The following is a 25,295-nucleotide window of genomic DNA, read 5'->3' as shown; positions in this document are numbered from 1 at the left end:
AACCGCGTTCGCCTCTCCGCTGACCCTCATCCTCGACGAGGAACGCACGGGAGGGCGGAGCCTGGAAGAAGCCCTCTTCCTCAGCTTCACCGCCGATCTCGGCTTCTTCGAAGAGGTAGCCCTCGGCGTCACCCAGGCCACCGGCGCACGCGTCACGGTGGCGGGAGACGTCTCCATGGCCCGGAACGATCCCCGCTCCGTCCGGCGTGCCGGCCGTAGCTACCTCGCCGGTCTGGCATACGCCCACGGTGCCGCGTTCCACCCCAAGCTGATGGTCCTCGCTGGACCGGAGCACGCCACCATCGCCCTCGGCTCCGGCAACACCACGCTGGCCGGCTGGCAGGCCAACGCTGAGCTGTGGACAGTTCTGCGGGTGGACGGCGAGCAGAGTCCCACCGCGGTCCCGGAGCTGTCGGCGTGGCTGCGCGACCTCCCGGAAAAGGTGAGGTTCTCCGCCGGAGTGCCACAGGCTCTGGGGCGGGTCGCAGCACTGCTGGACCAGCTCCATCGCGACAGGAAACCCACGGCGCCACAGGTTCGCGTCGTCAGCAGTCTGCGTTCGCCGATCATCGGTCAGCTGCCGCAAGGGCCCGTCGACGAACTGGCCGTGTTCGCGCCCTTCTACGACCGACGCTCGATGGCACTGGGGCGGCTGCTCGAACGCTTGCGTCCGAGCCGGTTCACCCTCGCCTACCAGCCCGGACTCAGCGATCTCGACGGCCCGTCGGTCGCCGCCCTGGTGAAGGAGTACGACGGACGCGTCATCAGCGACAACGACCAGCGGTACCGCCACGGGAAACTCGTCGAGTGGGTCTCCGAGGGGCAGCGGTGGGCCCTGACTGGCAGCCCGAACCTCTCGGCCGCGGCCCTGCTGCTTTCCCAGGGCGAGGGAGGCAACTGCGAACTCGGCGTCATCACCCCCATTCCCGCCACCCTCCTTCCGGACGGCACCGACGAGCCCGCCGCCCGGCTGCACACGGCCCCGCCTCTTCCCCGCCCCATCGCCGGCAGTGGGCCGTTGCTGCTCGGTGCCCTACGCGTATCGGACGGCCTGGAGATCAGCGTGGCCCGGCCTCTCTCCGACACCGCTCACCTGGAGTTGTCTCAGGCGGCAGCACCACCGGAGGCATGGGAGCGCATCGCCGACATCCCGCCCGGACAGGCCACGCTGACGGTGACGGCTCCGGCTGATGCGGGCAGCCGTGTGCGCCTGGTCGTAGTCGACGGCGACGGCGTACCAACCTTCGGCAACATCGTGTTCGTCGTCGACCCTGACCGCGCTCTGCGCCGAATGACCCCGGCCCAGTGCCAGACCCCCACAACACGGCCACCCGACCTGTTCGCGGATCCCCGGCTCGCCGAACGATTCCTGGGCGACCTGGAAACCCTCCGTACGGGACTGGCCCCCACCCCAGCGGGCGTATCCGCGAGCAGCAGCGCTGGCGGTGCGGCCGCGACGGTACCGCTGGACGGCGACGAGGACGGCTGGGAGCGCTATCTGGACGAATGCGCCGGACGCGTCGGGCACCCGCTCACTCGCTTCGCGCTGGGGCTCCCACTGCCCACCGACACCAGCACGCCCTTTCAGGACCTGCTGCCCGTCTCCTGGGACGAGCGGTTCACCGACGACATCGAAGCCGCCCTCGACGATGACGACGCCGAGGCCGTGGCAGCAGAGCATGACCCCGAGGCAGCCAGTGCCGAAGCGAGCAGCACCGCCACCCTGCCCGACCTCCGGCAGGCCGACCAGGAAGTCCGCCGTAGATACCGGCGCTGGGTGGAGCGCCTCGTCGCCCTCGCTCCCCAGCTGGGCCCTCCGGAGCGCATGCTCGTCGTCCGGCTGACCCTGTGGACCGTCGCGGCAGGCGCCTGGCCTCCGGCACAAACCGACTGGCTGCCGCTGCTTTCCCGGGCCGTTCGCGCACTGAATCGAAACGATCTCCCCGAGCGGATCGAGCCCCAGGTCGGCAGCCTCGCCGCAGTCGCCCTGGCCGTGCTCCGAAGTCACGCCCCACGCTACGAAATCACCCCTGAGACACTCGCCTTCAACGAAGCCTCCCAGGCAGTCGGCCACCTGCTTCCCGCAGTGGACTCCGCGTACGTCGCGGAATACACGGCGCTGCTCGACACAGCCTTCGGCCCGGCCGTCGACCAGGCCGCCGTGCTCGATGTCGCGTCGGACGTCGTCCAGAACGATCCCCTCGCCGACGCCGTATGGTCCCTCGCCGAGAAGGGGCGTGACGTACACCGCCACGGACGACTCCTCCTCCATGTCACCGGCCGCTTCAGCAACCCCGCGCTGGTGGCACTCGAAGCAGTCGGCGCCGCCGAGGATGCGCCCCTGGTCGGGGCCTGGGCCGACTCGGGCTCGGACTCCGGCGGGGGAGCCTGGGCGCTGGTCGTCTGGCGTCGGCCCGACCTCATCGTGGTCGATGCCCGTCGGCCGATTCCCCTCTGGCGGCATTACCGGCTCACCGGGCTGATAGGCCCCAGAGCCCTAGCCGCACAGCGCGGCTTCGAATCCGCCGCCTCAGTACCCCACGGCCCCCGCAACCAGCCCTTCGAACTGGCTCACCAAGTCCTGTCAGACCTGCGTCTGGCCGGGCCACGGCCACCACGGTGCGAGCCATAGTCCGTGGACTACCCCGGGTGCTCGCCTCGGAGGACACCGTGCCACCGGCCACCGGTGGCACGGTGTCCTCAGGATCGGTGTACGGCAAGGTGCGAGCGGAGAGTGCTGTACGCCCCTACGGGGTCAGGGGCCATCAATCCGCTGCTGCCTCGTCCGAGTCGATCATGGCCAACCACCCGGACACCTCTTCCTCAGCCTGGCGTTCGTCAGCAGCGCTTTGTTCCTTGTCCTCCTCCCAGGCCACGCTCTTGAAGATCTCCTCCGATTCCCACTCATCAAGCAGTTCGTGAGGTCTGTGATCCCAGTCGCCGAGTTCCCCGTAGTACTCCTTGGCGCTGTACAGCAGTCGGAGATCCCCTTCGATGAGCCGATAGCGGGGGCTCACGCCGTAGAAATGCTGGTGTGTCGGGCGCCGTAGATTCACCTCGACCGCCCCGAGGTAGCTCTTCGACTCAGCCAGGAGCGCTTGGTGCAGGTCATCCAGTTGGCCTCTACGCACGCCATGGACGAGGGCGAAGGCCACTTCCACGTCCGCCAGCAGAGTGCCCAGGCCGTTGATGGAGTGCGTCGACCACACCTTGGGCTCACCCGCCAAGTGGGCCGCTGCGATATCGAGCGGCTTCGGCAAGCCGGTCAGTCCCGAGTGGGTGAAGAGAGTGCCCACGGAGACCATGAGATCGCGCCGGAACTCCGGCACCACCCGCATCAGCTGCCGGAATGTCTCCCGCTGGATCTGCCCCGGGCCGACCTCAAGTTCGTTGAAGTGCAGTGCCACAGTGACGTCATCGTTGCTCGGGTCACGAGTAGCGCCCAGCAGCCGCGATCCCGACCCGCGCGACGACAACCCTGTCTCGAAGTCGTCGACAGAAACCATCTCTACGGTCTCGTCCCCGCCCTGTATGACGTACTTCATGTATGCCCCTTCTGCGGTTTGCGGCTTCCCGAAGAACAGCGCGGAGATCCGAATCGCATCGGCGGATTCACCCACGACAAGGCCGATCCCCGCATAGGTGGCCTGCTCTGTCGCTGCGCTGGCCAAGTCCGTGCCGGCGGTAGTGGTGGTGAGCCATTGGGGGTCAAACCGGATCATGACCGTGCGTCCGTCCAGTCGGAAGGACAGGTAGGGGTCGTCTTGCCATGTTCCGGTGAGCGGCCGAGGAAATGGCTGGTTGGACACGTTGCGGCTACGCATCGGCGCGTTGAACGCCACGTACATTCCCTCCCGAATCGCGTCCGGGCGGGCTTCGTCGAGGGGAACAGCGTGCCCTCGCCACGACTCGAACACGGGACGCACAGTCCCGACGAACATTCCGGGGGCGAACCCCTGTCCAGAGAAGGGCCGTGTCGGATCGAGGCCGGCACGTTGAGCCGCCTGTTGCACGACATTCCCGCCAGGAAGCATCGCAACTCTCGGCACGTTGAGGTAGTCGATGCTGCTGTAGCTCATCCGCCACGCTTGCCCGGCCTTCCTCAGGGCGGCGGTCCAGGTCTCATGCTCCGCCTTGAGTCTGGACAACTCCTCAACGGTGTACGCCTTCCCGTTGTTCTTGTCGACGATGTCGTGGCAGGTTGAGCACAGCAACAGGAGGTTCGATACGGCGTTCCTGGCCTCGATCGGCACGGTGGGGTCTGCTCGGGGCCCGTGATCGCTGAGTGCCGCATTGTGTGCCGTCTGAGCCGTTGGGGTGCGCCCTGCAGTCCCAGGGTCCAGCTCCCGGCGACATAGCTGGCACATGCCATTTGCCAGCCTCCAGAGCTCCCGGCGAACGCTGTCACTGACCTCCGGCCCTCTGGCCATACCGCCCCACCCCATTGCCACTTCGATCCGTACACATGTGCACGCTGCTCAGAGGCACCGATCCTGCCAGCGATCAAGCCTCCAAGTGGTACCTCCACGTCATCTCTTCAGGCACCTCACGAGACATTGGCCGATACCGTGTGGTTCCACCCGTCGTAAGAGGGCCCTCGCGCCTGGTTCCGGGTTGAGCAGCTTCCCATCCGGATGACCGCGAAGCTCCAGAGGAGTCTCGAGAACACGTTGAAGAGAGTGCTGGCGAGTGACCGGTCGCCGAGTATGCAACAAGCCCTGAAGCGCTCGGCTGGCTGCACCTGCGAAGCACGGACCGCAAGCTGCCGCGTGAGACGGGGACGATACCGACCACCGGGATCGTCGATCGGACCGGCCAGGAACTGGCGCAGCCGTCACCTCAGCTGAGCCATCCGGCAACGGCGTGAGCGAGCGCGTCACCCCCCTGCTGCACCACGGTCCCCGCCACCAAGGCCGGCAACGCTTGCACAGCCCCGCGCAGCGCCCCAATCGCCGGGCCATCCGAGGCTGTCAGCGAGGTGTCGATGGAGTCCGCCATGGCGCGGAGCACCTGTGCGTTCGGCAGGACCGATCCGTTCTGATCCACCTCGGTGCGGAAGGCGGCAAGGAGATCGCGCACGGTTTCCACGCTGACGGCGGGACTCTCGACGGACGCGGACTGGTGGACGTTCGAGATGTTCTGCCCGACCACGTTCTGGAGCGGGGCGATGTTGTTACCGCCGATACTGATGCCCGAGCCGTGTCCCTGTTCCGGTTCGGGGCGGCGACGTCCTGCAACCATCAACTTCCTCCTCCTTGAGTCTTGTTGTCCTGGCCGACATTGCTGATGCCGTTGCCGGCGACGTTCTGGATGGGTGCGTTGTTGTCGCCGTAGACCTGGATGTTGGTGATGACCGCGGCCACCTGCCGCTCGTACGCAACGGTGTCGACGCCCAGTTCTTCGAGGTACGCGGAGACAGCGCGGAAGACGCAGGTCTGCATGAGGACGACGTGCCGCTTCGCGTCGTCGGCCTGGTGCATGTCGGTGACTTCTTCGATGGAGTACAGGTCCCGGAGGCTGACCGGATCCTTTTCCTCGGCTCGGCCGCCCTCCGATTGGACTCCGAGCGCGAGCCGGGTCACCAGCCGCCACAGTGTGAGCGGCCCGTGGAGGGCGTCCAACAGAGCCTGCACGACCACCCAGCCGTAAAGTCTCGCTCCGCGCTTGGCGACGGGTGAGTCTGTCACCTTCAGCTCGTTGTAGAGGGGCGTCATCACGTGCGGGCGCAGGGTAAGCCGTAGTTCGCCTGCCTCCAGTGCGGCATGCGCGAACAGGGTGACCACGACCTGGCCGTCCCAACTGACGCACTGCGCCCGCAAATAGAGCCGGTCCGGCACGCTGGACGGTGACCGGCGGCCCCGGCCGCGCAGGTCCGGCAGCTCCAACTTCGCGGCACGGATCCGTCGAAGCCACAGGTCGGACGGCAGCCCGAGAACCTCCGTGACGGAGAAGCCGGGTAGGGGATCGGTGATCTCCCGTGCGCCACGGCCCAGTTCCCTGAGGGCGTCGCCCATCCGCCTCAGCAGTTCCCGCTCGCCGAAGGACTTGATCGATACCTCTGGGTCCTTGGGCTTGAGTGCGATACCGATGTCAGCCACGCCCCATACGTAGCGTCCCGCTCCGACGAAGGTTTCCGGATGGTCATAGGGCAGTTCGAGCCGCGTCTGCGCGTTGCTGATGAGAGCCATCCGACGCATGGCCTTCGCCGACGTCCATAGCAGGCGATCAGACGCGATGCCGTCCCGGACGATCCTGGACAACCCCGCCCGCGCCATGAGGCGATCTCCCGCACAGACAAGTACGGCTCCGCCCAGCAGGGCGAACGGCAGCAGGAGCAGCCCGGTCCGCAGAGTGACCGCCTCGCCGCGTATCGGCTCGTAGGGGACTACCGCGAGTATCCAGGGCACACACAGAACGAGGTACGCCAGACGAGGCGAGGGCGCCAACCTCGACTTCTTGCCCTTCCGGGCTGCCCGCAGCCCGGCCCACCACATGAGGCAAGCCAGCAAGACGGCTCCGCCCCACACGACGGCCGCCCGGGGAACCTCGTACGCAACACCGACGGCAAAGAGCAGGACGAGCGTTCGCCGCAACCGACGCCGTCTCCGTGCGCGCAGACTGTGCGCGATGACGGGCACGAGGTCGAATCCGTACGACGGGACAGGCAACGGCGGCCCGTGCAGAACGTGATCACGTACCCACTGGGCCATGGGCTCACCCAGGGGAGGGCAGTCGTCGCTGCCCTCCAAGTAGATGCGTCTACGAGTACTGCGCCGCGGCTTGTTCGGTTTCTGATCCTTGCCCCGGATCTTGCTCCACCACGCCTTGATGGCCTTGACCCGGTCGGGACGGGTGTAGACGGCCTGGCACAGCAGCCTTGTCACCTCCGACGAGGTCGAGTCCACCTCACCAGAGCCGCCACCGTGAGAGGGGACAGGCCCGGCCTGAACCGGTACCGCGGGCCCATCGACCATCCCTTCCGGGGCACGCCCCTCTCGATCACGCAGTCCCCGACCGAACCCCATTCCCGCCCCCCCCGTTCACTGGCACGGCGGGCATCCTCATGGTGAACTCCCGGAACCACCAGACCGCAAACGCGACAATGCGCGCAACCGGCCTGGATCGGTGAAGGTTTGACCGAATACCGCTCTCAGCCAAGAGCACGTCGCGCACAACATCAACGCGCGGTCGCGTTCCGCTACTCAGAAAGCGGTCAGTGATCAACCGTCGCCGGGCTGAATCCTGCCGAGTTCGATCGGCCGGTCTGCACTCGAGCAAGTGCAGACCTGCCTGGGAGCCCGGACCCGCTCACGCTGGTGGCGGTCTTGCTTCAGTTCCATTCGCGGCGAAGGGGCGCGAACTCAGGACGCCAAGCGTTGCAGGCGGTCGGCGGCTTCCTGGAGAACGTCGTCCTTCTTGCAGAACGTGAACCGGACCTGGCTGCGGCCGACGTCGGGGTCGTCGTAGAAGACGGAGTTGGGGATGGCGACGACGCCGCAGCGTTCGGGGAGGGCGCGGCAGAACGCGTAGGCGTCCTTCTCCCCGAAGGGGGTGATGTCGGTGGTGATGAAGTACGTGCCCTGCGGCAGGTAGACCTCGAACCCGGCCGCGCGCAGGCCGTCGCCGAGCAGGTCGCGCTTGCGGTGGAGGTCGGCGCGGAAGCCGTCGAAGTACGAGTCGGGCAGCCGCAGAGCTTCGGCGATCGCGTACTGGAACGGGCCCGCGCTGACGTACGTCAGGTACTGCTTTGCCGTGCGGACGGCGGATACGAGCGCGCCGTTCGCCGTCACCCAGCCAACCTTCCATCCGGTGAAGGAGAAGGTCTTGCCGGCTGAGCCGATGGTGACCGTGCGTTCGCGCATGCCGGGCAGGGCCGCGATGGGGCGGTGGGTGCCCTCGAAGACCAGGTGCTCGTACACCTCGTCGGTGACGACGAGCAGGTCGTGCTCGACGGCGAGTGCGGCGATGGCGCTCTGTTCGTCGGCGGTGAGGACCATCCCGGTCGGGTTGTGCGGGGTGTTGAGGAGCAGGAGACGGGTGCGCGGGGTGATCTTGGCGCGCAGCTCGTCCAGATCCGGGCGGAAGGACGGGGCGCGCAGGGTGAGCGGCACGCGCTTCGCGCCGGCCATCGCGATGCAGGCGGCGTAGGAGTCGTAGAAGGGTTCGAAGGCGATGACCTCGTCGTCCGGCTCCAGCAGCGCCAGCAGGGTGGCGGCGATGGCCTCTGTGGCGCCGGCGGTGACCAGGACCTCGGTGTCGGGGTCGAAGGAGAGGTCGTAGAAACGCTGTTGGTGGTCGGAGATCGCGGCGCGCAGCTCCGGGATGCCCGGGCCGGGCGGGTACTGGTTGCCCTTCCCCTCCCGCAGGGCGCGGACGGCGGCCTCGCGGATCTCCTCGGGCCCGTCGGTGTCCGGGAAGCCCTGGCCCAGGTTGATCGAGCCCGTCGCGGTCGCCAGCGCCGACATCTCCGCGAAGATCGTCGTTCCGAGCCCGTCCAGTCTGCGGTTCAGCAGCGGCCTGCCGCTCATTTCTCCACCATCCTCACCCGGGCGTCCGGATATGCGTCGATCTTTCGGGACCATCCTCGCTGATGGCTGACCGGGCGCTCACGCGGCCAGATTCCAATAGGTAGGCGAAAAAGCCTTGACCCAGCCGACCTTCCATCCGGTGAAGGAGAAGGTCTTGCCGGCCGAGCCGATGGTGACCGTGCGTTCGCGCATGCCGGGCAGGGCCGCGATGGGGCGGTGGGTGCCCTCGAAGACCAGGTGCTCGTACACCTCGTCGGTGACGACGAGCAGGTCGTGTTCGATGGCGAGTGCGGCGATGGCGCTCTGTTCTTCCGCGGTGAGAACCATCCCGGTCGGGTTGTGGGGGGTGTTGAGGAGAAGGAGGCGGGTCCGCGGGGTGATCTTGGCCCGCAGCTCGTCCAGGTCCGGGCGGAAGGACGGGGCACGCAGGGTGAGCGGTACGCGCTTCGCGCCGGCCATCGCGACGCAGGCGGCGTAGGAGTCGTAGAAGGGCTCGAAGGCGATGACCTCGTCTCCTGGTTCGAGGAGGGCGAGCATGGCCGCGGCGATCGCCTCCGTCGCCCCCGCGGTGACCAGGACTTCCGTCTCGGGGTCGAAGCTCAGGTCGTAGAAGCGGCGCTGGTGGTCGCTGATGGCGGTACGCAGCTCCGGGATGCCCGGCCCCGGCGGGTACTGATTGCCGTGGCCCTCCCTCAGCGCACGGACGGCAGCCTCGCGTACCGACTCCGGGCCGTCCGTGTCCGGGAAGCCCTGGCCCAGGTTGATCGAGCCCGTCGCTGTCGCCAGTGCCGACATCTCCGCGAAGATCGTCGTCCCGAGCCCGTCGAGCCTGCGGTTCAGCAGTGGCCTGCCGCTCATGTCTCCACCGTCCTCACTTGGATATCCGTCGATCCTTCGGAACCATCCTGGCCGATGCCCGACCAGGCGTTCACGCGGCAGGCCTCCGACAGGCAGGCGAAAAGGTCGCAGCTCGTCGAGGCCCGGCCGGAAACGCCCCTCGTACGGCCGCAGGGGCTTGCGCTGGACGTCATGGCCGTCGTCCCGCGCCGAACCTCTGGACTTGCTCAACTCGGCTTTGGCCGGTGAGACGGCCGGGCATCCCCACGTCACGCACGGCCCACGGGGGGTCTGCAAGGGGGACGAAAGGCAGGTGCCGAGATGGAGGTCTTCTTCTACTTCTTCCTGGGCGCGATGGTGCTGCTGGGCCTGGTGTCGAGGGTGGGCCGGTGCGGCCGGAGCCGTCGCCGCCGCAGCTGGTGGGCGGACGGCGGGTCGTCGTCGCACGGGAGCAGCGGAACGTCGTGCGGGGGCGGGTCCTCCTGTGGCGGCGGGTCCTCCTCCTGCGGCGGTGGCGGTGGCGGCTGTGGCGGAGGTAGCTGACGTCATGGTCGGGGCGATCCTCCTACTCGGACTCTTCCTGTTCGTCGTCGTCGCCGTGGTGGTGTCGATCGTCGTGGGAGTCAGGCGGGATACGGCGAGCAACGCGCCGGGCCTGAACAGCCACCGTCGGCCGAAGGGCAGCGGGCGGGCGGGGAGCAGCGGCTCCTCCTCGTCCTCCTCGTCGTCGTCGAGCGGTGGCTACACATGCGGCAGTTCGTCGTCGTGCGGCGGTGGCAGCGGTGGCGGCTCGTCCTGCGGCGGTGGCGGTGGTTGCTGACCGCGCGGCACCGGCTCCGTACGGCGAAGCCGGCGAAGCTGACGAAGCCGGCGAACCTCTGGACTTGCTCAACTCTGCTTTGAGCGATCGGACGCGGGGGCATCCCCGTGACACGCAAGTGAGCGAGGCGCCCACGGGGGGCCGCTTCGGGGGACTCGGAACGAAAGAGGGGAGGGTGGCGCCATGAACGGGATCGCGGTGATCGGCATCATCCTGGCGGTGGTGTGTGTCGTGCTGGTGGTCGTCGTGGCCACCGGCCGGAGCAGGGCGAACGCGCGGCGAACGGTACGACGTCCGTCGGGCGGCGGCGGTGGATACGGCGGCGGCCACGTCCGCCGCACGAGCAGCGACAGCAACGCGGCCAACTCCAGCAGCGACAACAGCTGGTGGGTGCTCGGGGCCGCGACGGCCGCCGACGGCGGCTCGTCGGGTTCCTCGTCGAGCGACGACCGGGGTTCGTCGTCCGGGGGCGGTTCGTCGCACAGCGGTTCCTCGTGCGGCAGCAGCAGTGGCTCCTCGTGCGGCAGCAGCAGTGGCTCGTCCTGCGGCGGGGGGTCCTCCTGCGGTGGCGGTGGCGGGGGCGGATGCGGTGGAGGCAGCTGACACGGGGCAGCCGAGCTCCACGACACGAGCGCCTGCCGGGATGAACTTCCCGGCGGGCGCTCGCGTGTGTGCGCTCGCGTGTGTGCGGCCGGATCTTCCGGGCAGGCGCTCGGATGTGACGGGGGTTTACGCCTGAGTACGCCGGGTGGGCCCGGTTGTCCGGGGAGCGCTCGCCGGTGTCCGCGCGCCCGGCAGGGCGGGCGTGCGGGGGGCACGGCGGCGGCTGGGGCGTACGCCCGGTTGAACAGTTGAGCTGCGCAGCCCTCGGGGGGATGGAAAGCACGTCAAGTTGGGTAAAAACGCTGTGGTGGCGCCACAGTTCATGATTCCCTATAAATCGCCAACGCAGCCCCCGGACGTCCCTCCCGGCAGGCCTGACCTGGCTCGACCGGACCGACTGGGACGTCGTCCTCACCCGACCTGGCTGACCGGGCCACATCTCCCGTTGCCGACCGGGGCGCGCCGGACCCACTCCTCTTCTCTTCTTTGCGTGCTAGCGGAGCCGACCCATGCTCACGACCCTGAACACCACCTACACCGACACGCGCGCGGCCGACCTCGCCTGGGCCCTGGGCCGCGAACCGCTGCCCGCGCTCGCCACGCTCGACTTGGAATTGACAGGTGCGAAGCTGCAGTTGAGACTGCTCGGCGCTTCCCACCAGGTGCTGCTCGAGGAGGAGCAGGGGAGCCACTGTTCGGAGACGGTCGCGTGCATCGCGGGTTCCAGCAGCCCCCTCCCGCTCGGCGTCGCCAAACGCATCGACGACTGGGAGTACGAGTTCGCCGCCCGCGTCGAGGTCTTGTCCCCCGGCTCCTTCGCGGGCCGGGCCCAGGAGCTGCTGGCCCTCGTCTCCGACCACCCCCACGGCCTCGCGGGCGTCTTCCCCGGCAGCCCCCACGCCTTCACCGCCATGCTCGCCCAACGCCACGAGGGCCAAGTGCACTGGCGTACATGGCACGCCTATCCACAGGACGGCCAACTGGTGGCCACGAGAACGAGGGTGGGAGTACGGGTAGCCGCGCCGCTCTGAGGGGCAGGCGACCGGGGGTGATCGCAAGTGAGAAGCATGGGGCGCAGCCCCGCTTTTCAGGGGCGCGGGGCTGTGACATATGCGGCCCCGCCGCGTGGGCGCGAGCAACCCACAACCCACCCACAACCCACCCGCACCCGCCGAACAACCCGAACCCCCGAGCTATGAGGCGCCCCCGCCCAAGCGTCGCAGACCACCCGTGTGGGTGACCCAGCGGAGCGCGACCACGACGGTAGCGTGCCAGGCGTGATCGAGCCGCACGCCCCCGCACCCCCCGGCGCTCCACCCCCTTGGCGCGGCCAGGGAGGGATGGGCGGCCACGCGTGGCTACCGGTCCGCCCAGGAGTAGGCCGCTTCCTCGTCCTCGCCGGCGTCTTCGTCTGCGCCGCCTGCGGACTCGTGTACGAACTCGAACTCGTCGCCCTCGCCTCGTACTTGATCGGCGACTCGGTCACCCAGGCCTCCGTCGTCCTCTCGGTGATGGTCTTCGCGATGGGCATCGGCTCCCTCGCCGCGAAACGCCTGCGCCCCCGCGCGGCCCTCGGCTTCGGCGCCATCGAGGCCGCCCTCGCCCTCGTCGGCGGCGCCAGCGCCCTCGTGATGTACGCGGCGTTCGCCTGGACCGGCGACTGGGGCGGCATCTGGGCCGACGGCTCGCGCTACCTCCTCGTCGCCTTCTCCCTGGCCATCGGGCTGCTCATCGGCGCCGAGGTCCCGCTCCTGATGGAGCTGATCCAGCGCATCCGCCGCCAGGACGCGGGCGGCGCGGTGGCCGACCTGTTCGCCGCCGACTACGTGGGCGCGCTGGTCGGCGGCCTCGCCTTCCCCTTCCTCCTCCTCCCCTGGCTCGGCCAGCTGACCGGCGCCCTGCTCACCGGCACGGTCAACGCCCTGGTCGGCGGCGCCCTCGTGCTGGGCCTGTTCCGCCACGACCTGAGCCGCCGGGCCCGCTGTCTCCTGCTGCTCACCAACCTCGTGGTGCTCGGCCTCCTCGCCGCGGCGGCCGTCCACGTCGACGACTTCGAACGCGCGGCCAGGCGTGCGGTGTACGGCAGGGACGTACGGGTCGCACTGCAGACCGACGTCCAGGAGATCGTCCTCACCGGCGGCCGGGACGGCCGTCCGCTCTCCCTCTACCTCGACGGGCGGCTGCGCATCAGCGGCCGCGACGAACACCGCTACCACCGGGCCCTCGTCCACCCGGCGATGACCGCCGGCCGCCACGCCCGCGTCCTCGTGCTCGGCGGCGGCGACGGCCTCGCCACCCGCGAAGTCCTGCGTCACCAGGGCGTACGTGAGGTGGACATCGTCGAACTCGACCCGGGCGTCGTCCGCTTGGCGCGCACGGACCCCGCGCTCTGCGAGCTGAACGGCCACGCCTACGACGACGCACGCGTACGCGTCTTCACGGAGGACTCCTTCACCTGGCTGCGGCACGCACGCGGTCTGGCGGAGATGACGGAGGGGACGGAGGGGACGGAGGGGACGGAGGGGACGGAGGGGATGGGGAGGACGGGGGCGGCAGGGAGGTACGACGTCGTGATCTCGGACCTCCCCGACCCCGGCATCACGGCGAGCACCAAGCTCTACTCGCAGGAGTTCTACGGCCTGGCCCGCTCGGTCCTGGCCCACGACGGCCGGCTGGTCGTGCACGCGGGCCCGGTCTCGTCCCGCCGGCACGTCTTCTGGACCGTCGAGGCCACCCTCCGCGCGGCCGGCCTGCGCACCACGCCCTACCGCATCGCCACCCCCGACCCCGGCTTCGTCACCGGCCCCGACCGCACGGCCCACACCTCCCGCTTCCCGCACGACTGGGGTTTCGTCCTGGCGGCCCCGTACGGCGGCCCCCCGCCCCCGGGCGCCGGGACCGCGCCGCTCGACGACCGTGACCGGGTGGAGGGACTGCCACCGTCGACGCTGGTGCATCCGAGGTACATCGACTGACCGCCGTGCGAGTCGCGAGGGACGGAACACGGGCAACACGGGCAATAACGCGTATGAACAGGTGCGGCGCGACCCCTCCTGGGTAGGCTCGACTGCCATGGAGCATGAGGTGTTCGTTCCGGTTTCCGCAGACCGCCTCCGGGAGGCGCTGTCCGACCCCGAACGGGTGGCCCGAGCGGTCCCCGGGCTCCAGCGGGACGCGGGCACCCCACCCGTCGCCGGCCGCCTGAAGGTACGCGTCGCCGGCCACACCATCACCTACCGAGGCACCCTCCGCGTCACGTCCCGCCCCGACGGTTCCTACGCCGTCGAGGCCGACGCCACCGAGTCCCGAGGCACCGGCACCGTCAAGCTCACCCTCACCCTCCGCCTCACCCCCGCCACCGACGGCACGACCATCACCTACGACGCCACCGCCACCGCCGACGGCCGCGTAACCGAACTCCCACCCGAGGCAGTGTCCTCAACAGCGACCCGACTGCTGGGACGGTTCGCGGAAAACCTGGGCCTCGCGGAAGAGCCAGAAGCGACACCCACCCCGAAGGCCACCGAACCCCCTGCCCAAGCCAAGGCCCCCGAGGCGCCTGAGGCCTCCGAAGCTCCCGAGGCCTCCGAGGCCCACCAGGCTCCCGAGGCCCCCAAACTCCCGGAAGCCCCGGAAGCCCCGGAAGCCCCGGAAGCCCCGGAAGCCCCGGAAGCCCCGGAAGCCCCGGAAGCCCCGGAGATCCCCGAGGCCCACGAGGCCCAGGAGGCTCCGGAAGCCCCGGAGATCCCCGAGGCCCACGAGGCCCAGGAGGCTCCGGAAGCCCCGGAAGCTCCCGAGGCCCCCAAGACCCCGGAAGCTCCCGAGGTCCCCAAGACCCCGGAAGCTCCCGAGGCCCCCAAGACCCCGGAAGCTCCGGGGGCCTCCGAGGGTCCGGAGGCCCCCGACGCCCCCGACGCCCCAAAGGCCCCCGAACCCGCCGACCCCTCGCCCGGCGCCACCCCCCCACCCCCCGCCGTCGAACCCGACGCTCCGCCCTCGCCGCCGGACCCCTTCGGGGAGGGCGGTCTCGTCGCCGGAGGGGAACCCCCGGCCGAGGCCGCGCACGCGCGCCGGACGATGATCGGCCGTAGCGCGGAGGAGGTCGACCACGCCCCGCCGCGTGGCCGTTACGCCCCGGTCCCGGCCCCCGAAACCGCCTCCGCGACCGCGACCCTCCGCTGGGCGGCCCCCGCGGCGGCCCTCGCCGTCGCCTCCGCCATCCTCGTGGGCCGCGCCCTGCGCAAACGCCGCTGATGCCGCTCTCCCCGCTGCCGTCCCCCTTGCCGCCGGGGGCCACGGGCTTCTTCGAGCCCGGCGACGGGTTGCCGCCCAAGTCGGACGGGCGGGCGTTCCGTACAGCCCTGTACGCCGCCGCCCGCGCGTCCGGGGGCCAGGTGGGCGAGATGACGGAGGCGGTCGGCCCGCGGACGTTCCACACCGCCTCGGTGATCCACCCGGAGGAAGCGGCCGAGAGCATCGTGCTCTGCCACCTCCACCACCCTTGGATCGCGTTCGCCGGGGAGCGCCTGGACCACTACGAGGACGACTTCCTCGTACCGCCGCCGTGGGCGGGCGCGTTCGGCGCGGCCGGCTTCCTGGTCCTCGGCCGCGAGCGGCTCAGTACGCCCCTCTCCCACGTGGACGCCTCGGCGATGTCCGGGTTCGAGTGGAGTCAGGCGCGCTGTCACGGCACCGGCACGCTGGGCGGAGTGCTCTTCAACTCGTGGGACTGAGCGCGCCGCGCTCCGGCCAACACCACTGAACTCCCCAAGCCCGTCCGCCCAGTAGGGTCGATGCGTGAGTAGCGAAGAGATCACGTTGGCCGCGGGTGACGCGGAGGTGGTGCTGGCGCCGGGGAACGGGGGCCGGGTGGCGGGGCTGCGGGTCGGTGGGGTCGAACTGCTGCGGCAGGGAGAGCGGTTCGGCTGCTTCCCGATGGTGCCGTGGTGCGGACGCATCCGGGACGGCCGTTTCCTCAGCGGAGGCGTCGTACAGCAGATGCCCCTCAACGCCCCGCCCAACGCCATCCACGGCACGACCCGCGACGGCGCGTGGCGGGTGGCGCGCCGCGGTGACGCCGAGGCCGTCCTCACGTACGACCTCGTCGAGCCCTGGCCCTACCCCGGCCGCGTCACCCAGGTGATGGCCCTGACGCCGGACGCCCTCACGCTCACCATGGCCGTGGAGGCGCACGACTCCTCCTTCCCGGCGCAGATCGGCTGGCACCCCTGGTTCAACCGGAACCTCGCGGCCGGCGGCGAGGACGTACGGCTCGACTTCGCGCCCGCCTGGCAGGAGGAGCGCGGCGCGGACCACCTGCCCACCGGCAGCCGCCTCGACCCCAAGCCCGGCCCCTGGGACGACTGCTTCGGCATGCCCGGCGGCGTGGACGTCACCCTCACCTGGCCGGGCCTGCTGGAGCTGAAGGTCGCCTCCCGCGAGGAGTGGGTCGTGCTCTACGACGAGCAGGCGGAGGCCGTGTGCGTCGAGCCGCAGACCGGCCCGCCCAACGGCCTCACCAGCCACCCCCGCCTCGTCACCCCCATCGACCCCCTCGAAGCGACGACCACCTGGAGCTGGCGGCGCCTGTAAGGGGACATAAGGGCCCCCTTAAGCTGGGCGGCATGACTGACGTGGACGTACGCGGATCGTTGTTGCAGCAGATCAAGGACAAGGCCGTGGTGCACGGCAAGGTGACCCTGTCGTCGGGTCTGGAGGCGGACTACTACGTCGACCTGCGCCGCGTCACTCTCGACGGCGAGGCCGCCCCGCTGGTCGGGCAGGTACTGCTCGACCTGACGGCCGACCTCGACTTCGACGCGGTCGGCGGGCTCACGATGGGCGCCGACCCCGTGGCCGCCTCGATGCTGCACGCCGCCGCCGCGCGGGGACAGAAGCTGGACGCCTTCGTCGTACGCAAGGCCGCCAAGGCGCACGGCATGCAGCGCCAGGTCGAGGGGCCGGACATCGCGGGCCGCCGCGTGGTCGTCGTCGAGGACACCTCCACCACCGGCGGCTCCCCGCTCACCGCCGTCGAGGCCGTGCGCGCGGCCGGCGGCGAGGTCGTCGCCGTCGCGACCATCGTCGACCGGGCGACCGGCGCCGCAGAGAAGATCGAGCAGGGCGCGGGCGTGCCGTACCGCTTCGCGTTCTCGAAGGACGAACTGGGTCTCGACTGAACTGGGTCTCGACTGAACTGGGTCTCGACTGAACTGGGTCCCGACGGACAGTCGAACCCCAGAGCTAGTGGTTACCGAACAGTTCCGGACACTTTGACCGGAGCATCCGGTCACGTCTGGAAAGATGGGACCGACGATGACGTCGCCACCCCTAGGTCAGGGCCGTAAGCAGCAGCACGCCACCCGCAGATAACAAGGAGCGGACAGATGCCCATCGCAACCCCCGAGGTCTACAACGAGATGCTCGACCGGGCGAAGGCAGGCAAGTTCGCCTACCCGGCCATCAACGTGACCTCGACCCAGACGCTGCACGCCGCGCTGCGCGGCTTCGCGGAGGCGGAGAGCGACGGCATCGTCCAGATCTCGACCGGCGGCGCCGAGTTCCTGGGCGGCCAGTACAGCAAGGACATGGTGACCGGTTCCGTCGCCCTGGCCGAGTTCGCGCACATCGTGGCCGAGAAGTACCCCGTCACCGTCGCCCTGCACACCGACCACTGCCCGAAGGACAAGCTGGACGGGTACGTCCGTCCGCTGATCGCGGTGTCCGAGGAGCGGGTCGCGCGCGGCCAGAACCCCCTGTTCCAGTCCCACATGTGGGACGGCTCGGCGGAGACCCTCGCCGACAACCTCGCCATCGCCCAGGAGCTCCTCGCCCGCGCCGCCGCCGCGAAGATCATCCTTGAGGTCGAGATCACCCCGACCGGTGGCGAGGAGGACGGCGTCTCGCACGAGATCAACGACTCCCTCTACACGACGGTCGACGACGCGATCCGTACGGTCGAGGCGCTGGGCCTGGGCGACAAGGGCCGCTACCTCCTGGCCGCGTCCTTCGGCAATGTCCACGGCGTGTACAAGCCGGGCAACGTCGTCCTGCGCCCCGAGCTGCTGAAGGAGCTCAACGAGGGCGTCGCCGCCAAGTACGGCAAGGCGTCCCCGTTCGACTTCGTCTTCCACGGCGGCTCCGGCTCCACCGCCGAGGAGATCGCCACCGCGCTGGACAACGGCGTCGTGAAGATGAATCTCGACACCGACACCCAGTACGCCTTCACCCGCCCGGTCGCGGACCACATGTTCCGCAACTACGACGGCGTCCTGAAGGTCGACGGCGAGGTCGGCGACAAGAAGACGTACGACCCCCGCACCTGGGGCAAGCTCGCCGAGGCGAGCATGGCCGCGCGTGTCGTCGAGGCGACGCAGAACCTGCGTTCGGCGGGCCAGAAGATCAAGTAAGCCCCACCTCGTGGACGACGAGCCCGGTGCCCTGGTGGCGCCGGGCTCGCTGTATACCTGACCCATGCCCGACATCCGGCTGGCCTCGCCCCAGGGCCGATGGGTCCTGCTCACCACGATCCTCGGCTCCAGCATGGCCCTGCTGGACTCCACCGTCGTCAACGTCGCCCTGCCCCGGATGGGCGAGGACCTGGACGCGGATCTCGCGGCCCTCCAGTGGACCGTCAACGCGTACATGCTCACCCTGGCCGGTCTGATCCTGCTCGGCGGCGCCCTCGGCGACCGTTTCGGCCGGCGCCGGGTGTTCGTGATCGGCGTGGTGTGGTTCGCCGTGGCGTCCCTGCTGTGCGGCATCGCGCCGAACGTCGGCGTACTGATCGCGGCCCGCGCGCTGCAAGGCGTCGGCGGGGCCCTGCTCACCCCCGGTTCGCTGGCGCTCATCCAGGCCTCGTTCCACCCCGACGACCGGGCGCGGGCCGTCGGCCTGTGGTCCGGCTTCGGCGGCATCGGCGCCGCTGTCGGCCCGTTCCTGGGCGGCTGGCTGGTGGACGGCCCCGGCTGGCGCTGGGTCTTCCTGCTGAACGTCCCCCTCGCGCTCGTCTGCGTCCCGATCGCCACCCGCCACGTACCCGAGTCGGGCGACGGTCAGGCACACCCCGGCCGCTTCGACGTCCTCGGCGCGGCCTTGGGCGCGTTGTCGTTGGCGTTGGTGACGTACGCGCTGATCGAGGCGGGGGAGGGGTCACTGCTGGTGACCCTGTCGGCCGTCGCGGGTGTCGCGGCGGGCGTGGCCTTCGTCTCCGTCGAACACCGGCGCCCCGATCCGATGATGCCGCCCAAGATCTTCGCCTCCCGCCAGTTCACGGTGGTCAACCTGGTCACCCTGTGTGTGTACGCGGCCTTCGGCGGCTTCTTCTTCCTCGCCGCGCTCCAACTCCAGGTGGTGTCGGGCTACTCGGCGCTGGGGGCGGGCACGGCCCTCCTCCCCATCACGGTCCTGATGCTCCTGCTCTCCTCCCGCGCGGGCGCGCTGGGCGAACGCATCGGCCCCCGCATCCCGCTCACCGTCGGCCCACTGCTGTGCGCGGCGGGCATGCTGCTCGCGCTGCGGGTGGGGCCGGACGCGTCGTACGTCGCCGATGTCCTGCCCGCGCTGGTGGTGCTCGGCCTCGGCATGGTCACCCTGGTCGCGCCCCTCACCGCGACGGTCCTGGCCTCGGTCGACACCGAGCACGCGGGCCTGGCGAGCGGCATCAACAACGCGGCGGCCCGCGCGGCCGGCCTCATCGCCGTGGCCGCGCTGCCGCTGATCGCGGGGATGGGCCCGGAGGCGTACCGCTCGGCGACCCAGTTCGACGACGCGTTCGACACGGCGATGCTCGTCTGCGCCGCCACACTGGTGGCCGGCGCGGTCCTGGCCTGCGCGACGATCCGCCGCCCGGCCCCGGACTGCCGCCACCCCGAGTGCCGCACGCACTGCGGGGTGACCGCGCCGCCGCTGGAGGCGGGGGCGGGGGCGGGGTCGGGGGCGGGGGCGGGAACGGAAACAGGGTCCGGGTCGGGGGACTCGGGCGGTCTGGAGAAGTGAGGCGGTGCGTGGACAACTCCTGGGTGATCACACGTGGTGGCAGCGCGTCTGAGCCATGACGATGGCTCGTCTCCGCATTCGCCTTCCCCGCGGCCGAGCCGGTCAGGGATCATGAAGCATGCGTTCGGATGACTGGCACCTCCACCTCACTGAAGACGTCGACGACTTCCTCGCCCGAGCCGGAGAGTTCCTGCGCTCGCGCCCCGTCCTGCACACCACGCCGCTGAGCGTGACCGAGAAGCTTCGGACGCAGGGGACGGGCGGTGCCCAGGGCCCCGTCCTCGGTCGGCTGGAGCGGGCGGGCGAGATCCACGCCACCTTCCACCGCTTCCCGTCCCGCGGCCTGTTCGTCACCCCCCTCACCCCGGATCAGGCCGACACCCTCGCCGCCCACCTGGTCGACCTCGGGTACTCCCTCCCCTACGTCAGCGCGGACCACGACACCGCCACCGCTTTCGCCGAGGCCTGGCAGAAGCGCACCGGGGCGACCCCGACGCCCCGCGTCCGGCTCCACCTGTACCGCCTCGGCACGCTCACCCCGCCGGAGCCGTTCCCGGCGGGCCGGGGCCGACTCCTGGGCGAGCGGGACCACGAGCACCTCATGCACTGGTGCCGCGAGTTCGCCGCGGACGTGGAGGAGGACGTCGTCATCGACGCCGCCACCTGGGCCGGCACCCGCTTCGCCGAGAAGAGCTACACCTTCTGGGAGACCCCGGACGGCACCCCCGTCTCCATGGCGGGCGTGAACCCGACGGTCGGCGGCCAGGCCCGCATCGACCCCGTCTACACCCCGGCCCACCTGCGCGGTCGCGGCTACGCGGCCGCCGTCACGGTCGAGGTGACCCGCGCCGCGCTGACGGCGGGCGCCAAGGAGGTCGTGCTGTACACGAACGCGGCCAACCCCACCAGCAACGCCCTCTACCAGCGCCTCGGGTACGTCCGGGTCACCGACTTCGCGGTGTACGACTTTGCTTGACATGCTCCTCGGGCTGAAGCCCGGGGAGGCCGGTTGGTGCGGGGCCGATTGGTCCCACGCTTACAGGTGGCCGGCGAGTTCGGCGAGGAAGTCCGCGTTGGCCTGAACGTCGTGGCCGAGCACGACCTGATGGTGCGGGAGCGCGGCGAGCTGGTCGGCGACGGCGGCACGGGCCAGGTCGTCGCCGCCGCCGTTGATGCCGGGGGCGAGGCCGAAGTGGTCCGGGTAGCGGTCCTCGGTGGCGCCGCTCATGAAGTCGTCCTCGCCGAGGGCCCGGTCGCCCTCGATCACGGCCGGGACGGCGGAGGGGTCGATCCGGGGGAACAGCAGCGCTGCCGCGCGACCGCCGGTCGTCAGCTCCATATCGAACCAGGTGGCGAACTGGTCGGGGAACACCTGCACCTTCCGCTCCCGCTTGCCGCCCGACTCCCACAGCGGCTCGCGTCGGCCGGCGAACAGTGCGTCGGTGACGTCCTGGTGCTGGGTGGGGTGGAGCTGCTCACCCGCCTGGAGCCGCTCCCGGACGACGTCGTACAGGCCGAGGGCATCGAGCAGACCCAGCCCGACGGCCGCCGCCGACGGCCACGGCAGGACGCGCAGCTCATCACCGACGACCTTGACGAACACTCGGTCGTTCGCGAGCAACTGGGCGCCGCGGCCGGCCAGCAGCAGCGCCGTGGTGGTCTTGCCCGACCCTTTGGACCCGAAGGCGAGCAGCGCCCGGTCGTCACGGACGACGGCGGAGGCGTGCAGCAGCGTCCACCCGCTGCGCAGCAGGGCCGCCCGGATCATCTCCCGCGCGATCCGGGCCGAAGCCAGCGCCAGAGCCTCCGACGTGTGTCCAGCGATGGTGACGTAGCTGCCGAGCTGCTCGGAGCGGTAGGCGAGTCCCTCTTCGGGCGAGACGCCGGTGATGGTGCCCATGCTGTCCCGGGCGAGCAGCAACCGGGCTTTGGCGTAGGTGACCGCGTCGTGCGGGCAGCTGGTGACCAAGGTGAGCAGCTGGGCGTACGTGTTGTCGTCGATGTCGGCTGTGACCAGCGGGCCGGCGCAGACACCTTGGGCCGGGACCTCGAACGCGTTCCACCAGGACCCGAAGTAGCGGCGGGCCCAGTCCGTGACGAAAGGCGTGTTGCTCAGGACGGTCACGCTCGCGTCCGCGGCGTGCAGCCGGGTGGCGGTGGGGATACTCACGTCATCTCCAGTTGGTCAGGTGGGTCAGGACGGCCGTAACGCCTGGTAGGCGGCACGGAGCTTGGTTGCCGCTTGGGTCAGTTGCGCGTGTTCGTCCGCGTCGAGGTCGGGCAGGCACGCTACGGGCCGGCCGGAGGTGAAGCGCAACGGAATTCCGAGCCAGTCCTCTCCGTGGCGGGCGCTCAGTTCCTCGGTTCCGTCGTCCAGGGCGAGGGACTTGCGCAGGGCTGACAGCACGGCCCCGGCGGGACCCGAGCGGGTACGGCCCACACCGTGGCTGATCCGGCCGGGCCGGGTGCGCAGTTCGGCGCGTACCTCCGCAAGGGGGACCGAGACGGGCCGGCCGTTGACGGTGGTCGAGGAGGCGCACACCACGGCGTGGTCGCCGTGTTCGCCGATCACGTGCCCATGCACGGCCGCCGGCGGGACGCCGAGCAGGCGGGCGAGGGTGAGCCGGTAGCGGGCCGAGTCCAGGTTCGAGCCGATGCCGTACACGCGCGGGCAGCCGGAGATCTCGGCGAACAGCCTGCTCATCTGGTCGACCGGGTTGGTGACCACGAGCACGGTCCCGGTGTAGCCGCGCAGGGCGGTCGCGAGCGCGGACACGACGGGGGCGTTGGCCATCGCGCCGCCCATACGTACGTCGTTGGTGTGCGTGTTGGTGAAGGAGGCCCGCGCGGCGAGGACGACGGCCGCGCAGTCGGCCAAGTCTGCCACCTCGCGGGCTTCGGGACGCACGGGTGAGCCCGTGGCCTGCCGCATGTCGTCGAGGTCGGCGACGAGGGCGTGGGCCTGGTCGAGAAGGCGGGAGGCGACGAGCAGCCGCCCGGGGAGGGCTGAGGCCACCAGCGTCGCGGCCACGGTCTGCCCGATCGCTCCGGCGCCGATGACGCCGATGGAGCCCAGCACCGGCGTCACGCGGCGACTGCCTGGGCGTGGCCGAGGGCGCCGTCCCACACGGCCGAGATGTCGCCCCCGGCGGCCAGGTCGGTGCTGATCCGGCCGACCATCCGGCACAGGTCGACCGCCCGGCCCACCAGGGCGTTGCCCAGGGCGGGCAGGGGCAGTTCGGCGGGCGCCGACAGATATGTGGTGAGGATGTTGACGGTGTCCATCAGCCACAGCGCCAGCAGCTCCCGGAGCCAGGCGCGGCGGGACTTGACCGACAGGCCGTTCATCCGCGTCCCGGCGAAGGCGCCGATCCCGTGCACCAGGTGCTTGCCGGTCTCCGACCCAGGCCGGGACGCGGCCAGAGTCAGCACGGTGCGGCTGATCAGCTTCGCCGCGTCGACCGCCGTCCCGGCGAGCAGCAGGCCGGGGTCGATGAACACAGGGGGCCCGTCGTCCGGGTAGAGGACGTGTTCGGGCTTGAGGTCGCCGTACGCCAGCACGCGCCGGGGGGAGGACGGAAGGACCCGGGCACGCAGCCGGTGCAGGCGCACGACGACCTGCCGCAGCACGGCGACGATTTCGTCCCGGTCGGCGGCCGGGCACCGGCCGGCACCGAGCCGCTGCACGTAGGCAGGCCCGGACAGCCCGTTGAACTTCCGCTGGAAGGTGCCCGCGATGCCGCGCTCGCCGATGACCCCGGCCGGGCCGAGCCGCCGTACGGCAGGCGGGTGGTGGAGGCTGCGGAGCTGGTCGAAGACCCCGGCCAGCAGGTCAGCGCTCCGTGCGGGTCGGTCCAGCAGGAGTTGGGCCAGGCTGGCGCCGTCGACGTGCTCCGTGAACAGCACGCCCCGCTGTACGCCGGCCACCGGGCAGACCCGGGGATGACCGGTGGCCAGCAGGAAACGCAGTTGCGCGGCTTCCCGTTCGATCAGTGCGTCGGGGCGCAGCACGTACTTCCGCTGCGCCTCGCGGACCTGGGGCCAGGGACCGCAGGCGCCCCGCAGCAGGGACACCAGCGAGACCCCGAGCAGCGAATACTTCGCATACAGCGCCCGGCCGTCCACCGTGATCCGGCGTACGTATCCAGTGACGCTCGGGACGTGGTCGCCGAGGTCGACGTCGGCGTGGGGCCACTGCTCGGCTGCAGCGGCGCCGATCTCCAGGTCCGCGAAGGCGAACACCTGGTCAGCGGCGGGAGTTGGGCTGTTGGGCGAGGTGCTCACGGCAGTGGTGCTCACGTACGCCTCCAACTGGGATGGGTGACCGCTCCGGGCCGCGGGCAGATCCCACGGCCCGGAGCGGCCGGTCTACGAGCGGGCGGAGCGAGGGACGGCCCGGCCCGGGTACCGGCGCCATGGGGAACGACGCCGTTGGGGCCGTGCCGTCTCGCGCCCCGCCCGGGGTGCCGACGGCATCCGGGCAGGTCAGCCGAGCCGGGTGGACATCAGCCGGTCGTAGTGCTCGTACAGGGCACGCACGAGCCGGGCATCGGTTCTGCGTCGAGGGGAGCGTCGGCCTGGGCGGGACGGACAGTCGGCCACGTGCCTCGGTGAGCACGGTCTCGGTGAGTGGGCGCAGCCGGCTGGTGCCGGGGCGCCCATCGAGGAGGCGGTGCACGTCGTCGGCGACGAGGATGGCGTGACCGGCCAGGAGCTGACCGATCTGTATGCAGTCCTCCGGGGGGAGTTCGGAGTTGGGCGTAGGAGGGTCGAGCACCGCGGCGACCACTCTCAGCACCGCCGAGCGGTCCAGCGGAACGGCGGGGGCGAGCATCTTCTTTGGGTCGTCCAGCACCGTGGCGGTCCGTACGGGCGTATCGATCACGAGGCCACCGCCTTCGCGTACGCCGGCGCGAGGTCCTGCAGACGCGCGGCCAGTCGGTCGGGGGCGACGAGGAGGGGGTCGTCGAGGTCGCACGGGACGCCGATCCAGTCCGCCGCCGCGCTGGTGTCGTTGACGGAGCGCGGCATGAGCAGCTGATGGCCCCGGCCGAGCACACGCACACACGGGATGCCGGCGAAAAGGTGGTCCGAGCCGGGCGGCACCATCACGTACAGGACGCCGCGCAGGTGGTCGGCGACGATCAGGTACCCGCGGCTGGTGCCGATGTGCATCGCGGCGAGCGCGTCCAGGCCCAGGTGTATGGGCCGCACAGACACGGCTTGCCAGCCCTCGCCGCACGCCACGAACTCCGTGTGATTGCGGCCCCGGACCCAGTGCGCACGCTTGCTGTCGGTCTCGGCAGCAAGCTCATGCCACGTGGGGGTGGGACTCTTCGTTCTGGCCGCTCCGTTGGCGGAGGACTTCGCCATGGCCGCCTCCCTGATTCGTCGTCATGTCACCGTCCACGCAAGCAGCAGCAGGGGAGCGGGAGCGACGCCGGCCCGATGCAAGAACGATGTAAGTCCGTCCCGCACAGGTGATCCGGCATCAAGAGCGGGGCATGACA

22 protein-coding genes and 1 pseudogene are annotated in these 25,295 nt (G+C 70.5%); 13 read left to right on the top strand and 10 right to left on the bottom strand.

Translation table 11 applies throughout. The features are described 5' to 3' along the window. A partial coding sequence (locus I8N67_RS31650; protein ID WP_200307676.1) for a hypothetical protein occupies nt 1–2,632 on the top strand: 2,632 nt, incomplete at its 5' end. A gap of 133 nt (nt 2,633–2,765) precedes the next feature. Here I8N67_RS31650 and I8N67_RS31645 read toward each other — a convergent pair. The 5 genes and pseudogenes from I8N67_RS31645 to I8N67_RS31625 form a co-directional block, all read right to left on the bottom strand. Beyond that, a complete protein-coding gene (locus tag I8N67_RS31645; RefSeq protein ID WP_200307675.1) occupies nt 2,766–4,253 on the bottom strand; it encodes a hypothetical protein in 1,488 nt (495 codons plus the stop codon). Between the two features lie 586 nt (nt 4,254–4,839). After that, on the bottom strand, nt 4,840–5,241 hold the full coding sequence (locus I8N67_RS31640; protein WP_200307674.1) for a hypothetical protein: 402 nt from the start codon (nt 5,239–5,241) through the stop codon (nt 4,840–4,842). Continuing rightward, complete coding sequence (locus I8N67_RS31635) at nt 5,241–6,275, bottom strand: AbeC-like domain-containing protein (RefSeq protein ID WP_234046610.1); 1,035 nt, start codon at nt 6,273–6,275, stop codon at nt 5,241–5,243. The genes I8N67_RS31640 and I8N67_RS31635 overlap by 1 nt, the downstream gene beginning before the upstream one ends. 1,086 nt (nt 6,276–7,361) lie before the next feature. Continuing rightward, nucleotides 7,362–8,528 carry a pyridoxal phosphate-dependent aminotransferase gene (locus I8N67_RS31630; RefSeq protein ID WP_200307673.1) on the bottom strand — a complete coding sequence of 389 codons (1,167 nt, stop codon included), beginning with the start codon at nt 8,526–8,528 and terminating at the stop codon, nt 7,362–7,364. 102 nt (nt 8,529–8,630) lie between these two features. Then, nucleotides 8,631–9,386 (bottom strand): annotated as a pseudogene (locus I8N67_RS31625) (aminotransferase class I/II-fold pyridoxal phosphate-dependent enzyme); the annotation flags it as partial. A gap of 368 nt (nt 9,387–9,754) precedes the next feature. Between I8N67_RS31625 and I8N67_RS31620 the strand changes: the two are divergent. From I8N67_RS31620 to I8N67_RS31565, 12 genes are all read left to right on the top strand, one after another. Further along, nucleotides 9,755–9,904, top strand: a complete 150-nt coding sequence (locus tag I8N67_RS31620; protein ID WP_200307672.1) for a hypothetical protein — start codon at nt 9,755–9,757, stop codon at nt 9,902–9,904. After that, nucleotides 9,892–10,185: a hypothetical protein gene (locus I8N67_RS31615; protein WP_200307671.1), complete on the top strand. Its 294-nt coding sequence runs from the start codon at nt 9,892–9,894 to the stop codon at nt 10,183–10,185. The genes I8N67_RS31620 and I8N67_RS31615 overlap by 13 nt, the downstream gene beginning before the upstream one ends. A gap of 183 nt (nt 10,186–10,368) precedes the next feature. Beyond that, complete coding sequence (locus tag I8N67_RS31610; protein ID WP_200307670.1) at nt 10,369–10,788, top strand: hypothetical protein; 420 nt, start codon at nt 10,369–10,371, stop codon at nt 10,786–10,788. Between the two features lie 509 nt (nt 10,789–11,297). Further along, on the top strand, nt 11,298–11,819 hold the full coding sequence (locus I8N67_RS31605; protein ID WP_200307669.1) for a DUF2617 family protein: 522 nt from the start codon (nt 11,298–11,300) through the stop codon (nt 11,817–11,819). A 246-nt stretch (nt 11,820–12,065) separates the two neighbouring features. After that, complete coding sequence (locus I8N67_RS31600; RefSeq protein ID WP_200307668.1) at nt 12,066–13,763, top strand: polyamine aminopropyltransferase; 1,698 nt, start codon at nt 12,066–12,068, stop codon at nt 13,761–13,763. Between the two features lie 97 nt (nt 13,764–13,860). Then, nucleotides 13,861–15,042, top strand: a complete 1,182-nt coding sequence (locus tag I8N67_RS31595; protein WP_200307667.1) for an SRPBCC family protein — start codon at nt 13,861–13,863, stop codon at nt 15,040–15,042. Next, on the top strand, nt 15,042–15,521 hold the full coding sequence (locus tag I8N67_RS31590) for a hypothetical protein (RefSeq protein WP_200307666.1): 480 nt from the start codon (nt 15,042–15,044) through the stop codon (nt 15,519–15,521). The genes I8N67_RS31595 and I8N67_RS31590 overlap by 1 nt, the downstream gene beginning before the upstream one ends. A 64-nt stretch (nt 15,522–15,585) precedes the next feature. Continuing rightward, nucleotides 15,586–16,380, top strand: a complete 795-nt coding sequence (locus I8N67_RS31585) for an aldose epimerase family protein (RefSeq protein ID WP_200307665.1) — start codon at nt 15,586–15,588, stop codon at nt 16,378–16,380. Nucleotides 16,381–16,412: 32 nt separating this feature from the next. Beyond that, nucleotides 16,413–16,967, top strand: a complete 555-nt coding sequence (pyrE, locus tag I8N67_RS31580; protein WP_200307664.1) for an orotate phosphoribosyltransferase — start codon at nt 16,413–16,415, stop codon at nt 16,965–16,967. A gap of 189 nt (nt 16,968–17,156) precedes the next feature. Continuing rightward, the gene (fbaA, locus tag I8N67_RS31575; protein ID WP_307835428.1) at nt 17,157–18,197 is read left to right on the top strand and encodes a class II fructose-bisphosphate aldolase; all 1,041 of its coding nucleotides are present in this window, start codon (nt 17,157–17,159) and stop codon (nt 18,195–18,197) included. Between the two features lie 64 nt (nt 18,198–18,261). Beyond that, complete coding sequence (locus tag I8N67_RS31570) at nt 18,262–19,785, top strand: MFS transporter (RefSeq protein WP_200307662.1); 1,524 nt, start codon at nt 18,262–18,264, stop codon at nt 19,783–19,785. Between the two features lie 118 nt (nt 19,786–19,903). Next, the gene (locus I8N67_RS31565) at nt 19,904–20,761 is read left to right on the top strand and encodes a GNAT family N-acetyltransferase (RefSeq protein WP_200307661.1); all 858 of its coding nucleotides are present in this window, start codon (nt 19,904–19,906) and stop codon (nt 20,759–20,761) included. A 60-nt stretch (nt 20,762–20,821) separates the two neighbouring features. Here I8N67_RS31565 and I8N67_RS31560 read toward each other — a convergent pair whose 3' ends face one another. Genes I8N67_RS31560 through I8N67_RS31540 form a run of 5 tightly spaced genes read right to left on the bottom strand, consistent with a single transcriptional unit; the run spans nt 20,822 to nt 25,158 of the window. Continuing rightward, on the bottom strand, nt 20,822–21,955 hold the full coding sequence (locus I8N67_RS31560) for a phosphoenolpyruvate carboxykinase (ATP) (protein WP_200307660.1): 1,134 nt from the start codon (nt 21,953–21,955) through the stop codon (nt 20,822–20,824). A gap of 24 nt (nt 21,956–21,979) precedes the next feature. Next, nucleotides 21,980–22,873, bottom strand: a complete 894-nt coding sequence (locus I8N67_RS31555) for a lactate/malate family dehydrogenase (protein ID WP_200307659.1) — start codon at nt 22,871–22,873, stop codon at nt 21,980–21,982. Next, entirely contained in the window at nt 22,870–24,084 is a 1,215-nt protein-coding gene (locus tag I8N67_RS31550; protein WP_307835427.1) for a phosphotransferase, read from the bottom strand. Before I8N67_RS31550 ends, I8N67_RS31555 begins: the two co-directional genes overlap by 4 nt. Next, nucleotides 24,032–24,670: a hypothetical protein gene (locus tag I8N67_RS31545; protein ID WP_200307658.1), complete on the bottom strand. Its 639-nt coding sequence runs from the start codon at nt 24,668–24,670 to the stop codon at nt 24,032–24,034. The genes I8N67_RS31550 and I8N67_RS31545 overlap by 53 nt, the downstream gene beginning before the upstream one ends. Further along, the gene (locus tag I8N67_RS31540; RefSeq protein ID WP_200307657.1) at nt 24,667–25,158 is read right to left on the bottom strand and encodes a hypothetical protein; all 492 of its coding nucleotides are present in this window, start codon (nt 25,156–25,158) and stop codon (nt 24,667–24,669) included. Before I8N67_RS31540 ends, I8N67_RS31545 begins: the two co-directional genes overlap by 4 nt. Nucleotides 25,159–25,295 lie beyond the last annotated feature (137 nt).

The sequence above is a fragment of the Streptomyces adelaidensis genome (assembly GCF_016598475.1).
GTDB classification, from domain to species: Bacteria; Actinomycetota; Actinomycetes; order Streptomycetales; family Streptomycetaceae; genus Streptomyces; species Streptomyces adelaidensis.
The sequence above is the reverse complement of the archived record's forward strand: the minus strand, read 5'-3'. Positions and strand labels throughout refer to the sequence as shown.

What these genes read in the sequence shown, in the direction of transcription:
- I8N67_RS31630 (WP_200307673.1), bottom strand. Translation starts at nt 8,528, where the DNA reads ATGAGCGGCAGGCCGCTGCTGAACCGCAGACTGGACGGGCTCGGAACG.
- I8N67_RS31610 (WP_200307670.1), top strand. Translation starts at nt 10,369, where the DNA reads ATGAACGGGATCGCGGTGATCGGCATCATCCTGGCGGTGGTGTGTGTC.
- I8N67_RS31640 (WP_200307674.1), bottom strand. Translation starts at nt 5,241, where the DNA reads ATGGTTGCAGGACGTCGCCGCCCCGAACCGGAACAGGGACACGGCTCG.
- I8N67_RS31595 (WP_200307667.1), top strand. Translation starts at nt 13,861, where the DNA reads ATGGAGCATGAGGTGTTCGTTCCGGTTTCCGCAGACCGCCTCCGGGAG.
- pyrE (WP_200307664.1), top strand. Translation starts at nt 16,413, where the DNA reads ATGACTGACGTGGACGTACGCGGATCGTTGTTGCAGCAGATCAAGGAC.
- I8N67_RS31565 (WP_200307661.1), top strand. Translation starts at nt 19,904, where the DNA reads ATGCGTTCGGATGACTGGCACCTCCACCTCACTGAAGACGTCGACGAC.
- I8N67_RS31570 (WP_200307662.1), top strand. Translation starts at nt 18,262, where the DNA reads ATGCCCGACATCCGGCTGGCCTCGCCCCAGGGCCGATGGGTCCTGCTC.
- I8N67_RS31635 (WP_234046610.1), bottom strand. Translation starts at nt 6,275, where the DNA reads ATGGCGCGGGCGGGGTTGTCCAGGATCGTCCGGGACGGCATCGCGTCT.
- I8N67_RS31590 (WP_200307666.1), top strand. Translation starts at nt 15,042, where the DNA reads ATGCCGCTCTCCCCGCTGCCGTCCCCCTTGCCGCCGGGGGCCACGGGC.
- I8N67_RS31605 (WP_200307669.1), top strand. Translation starts at nt 11,298, where the DNA reads ATGCTCACGACCCTGAACACCACCTACACCGACACGCGCGCGGCCGAC.
- I8N67_RS31540 (WP_200307657.1), bottom strand. Translation starts at nt 25,158, where the DNA reads ATGGCGAAGTCCTCCGCCAACGGAGCGGCCAGAACGAAGAGTCCCACC.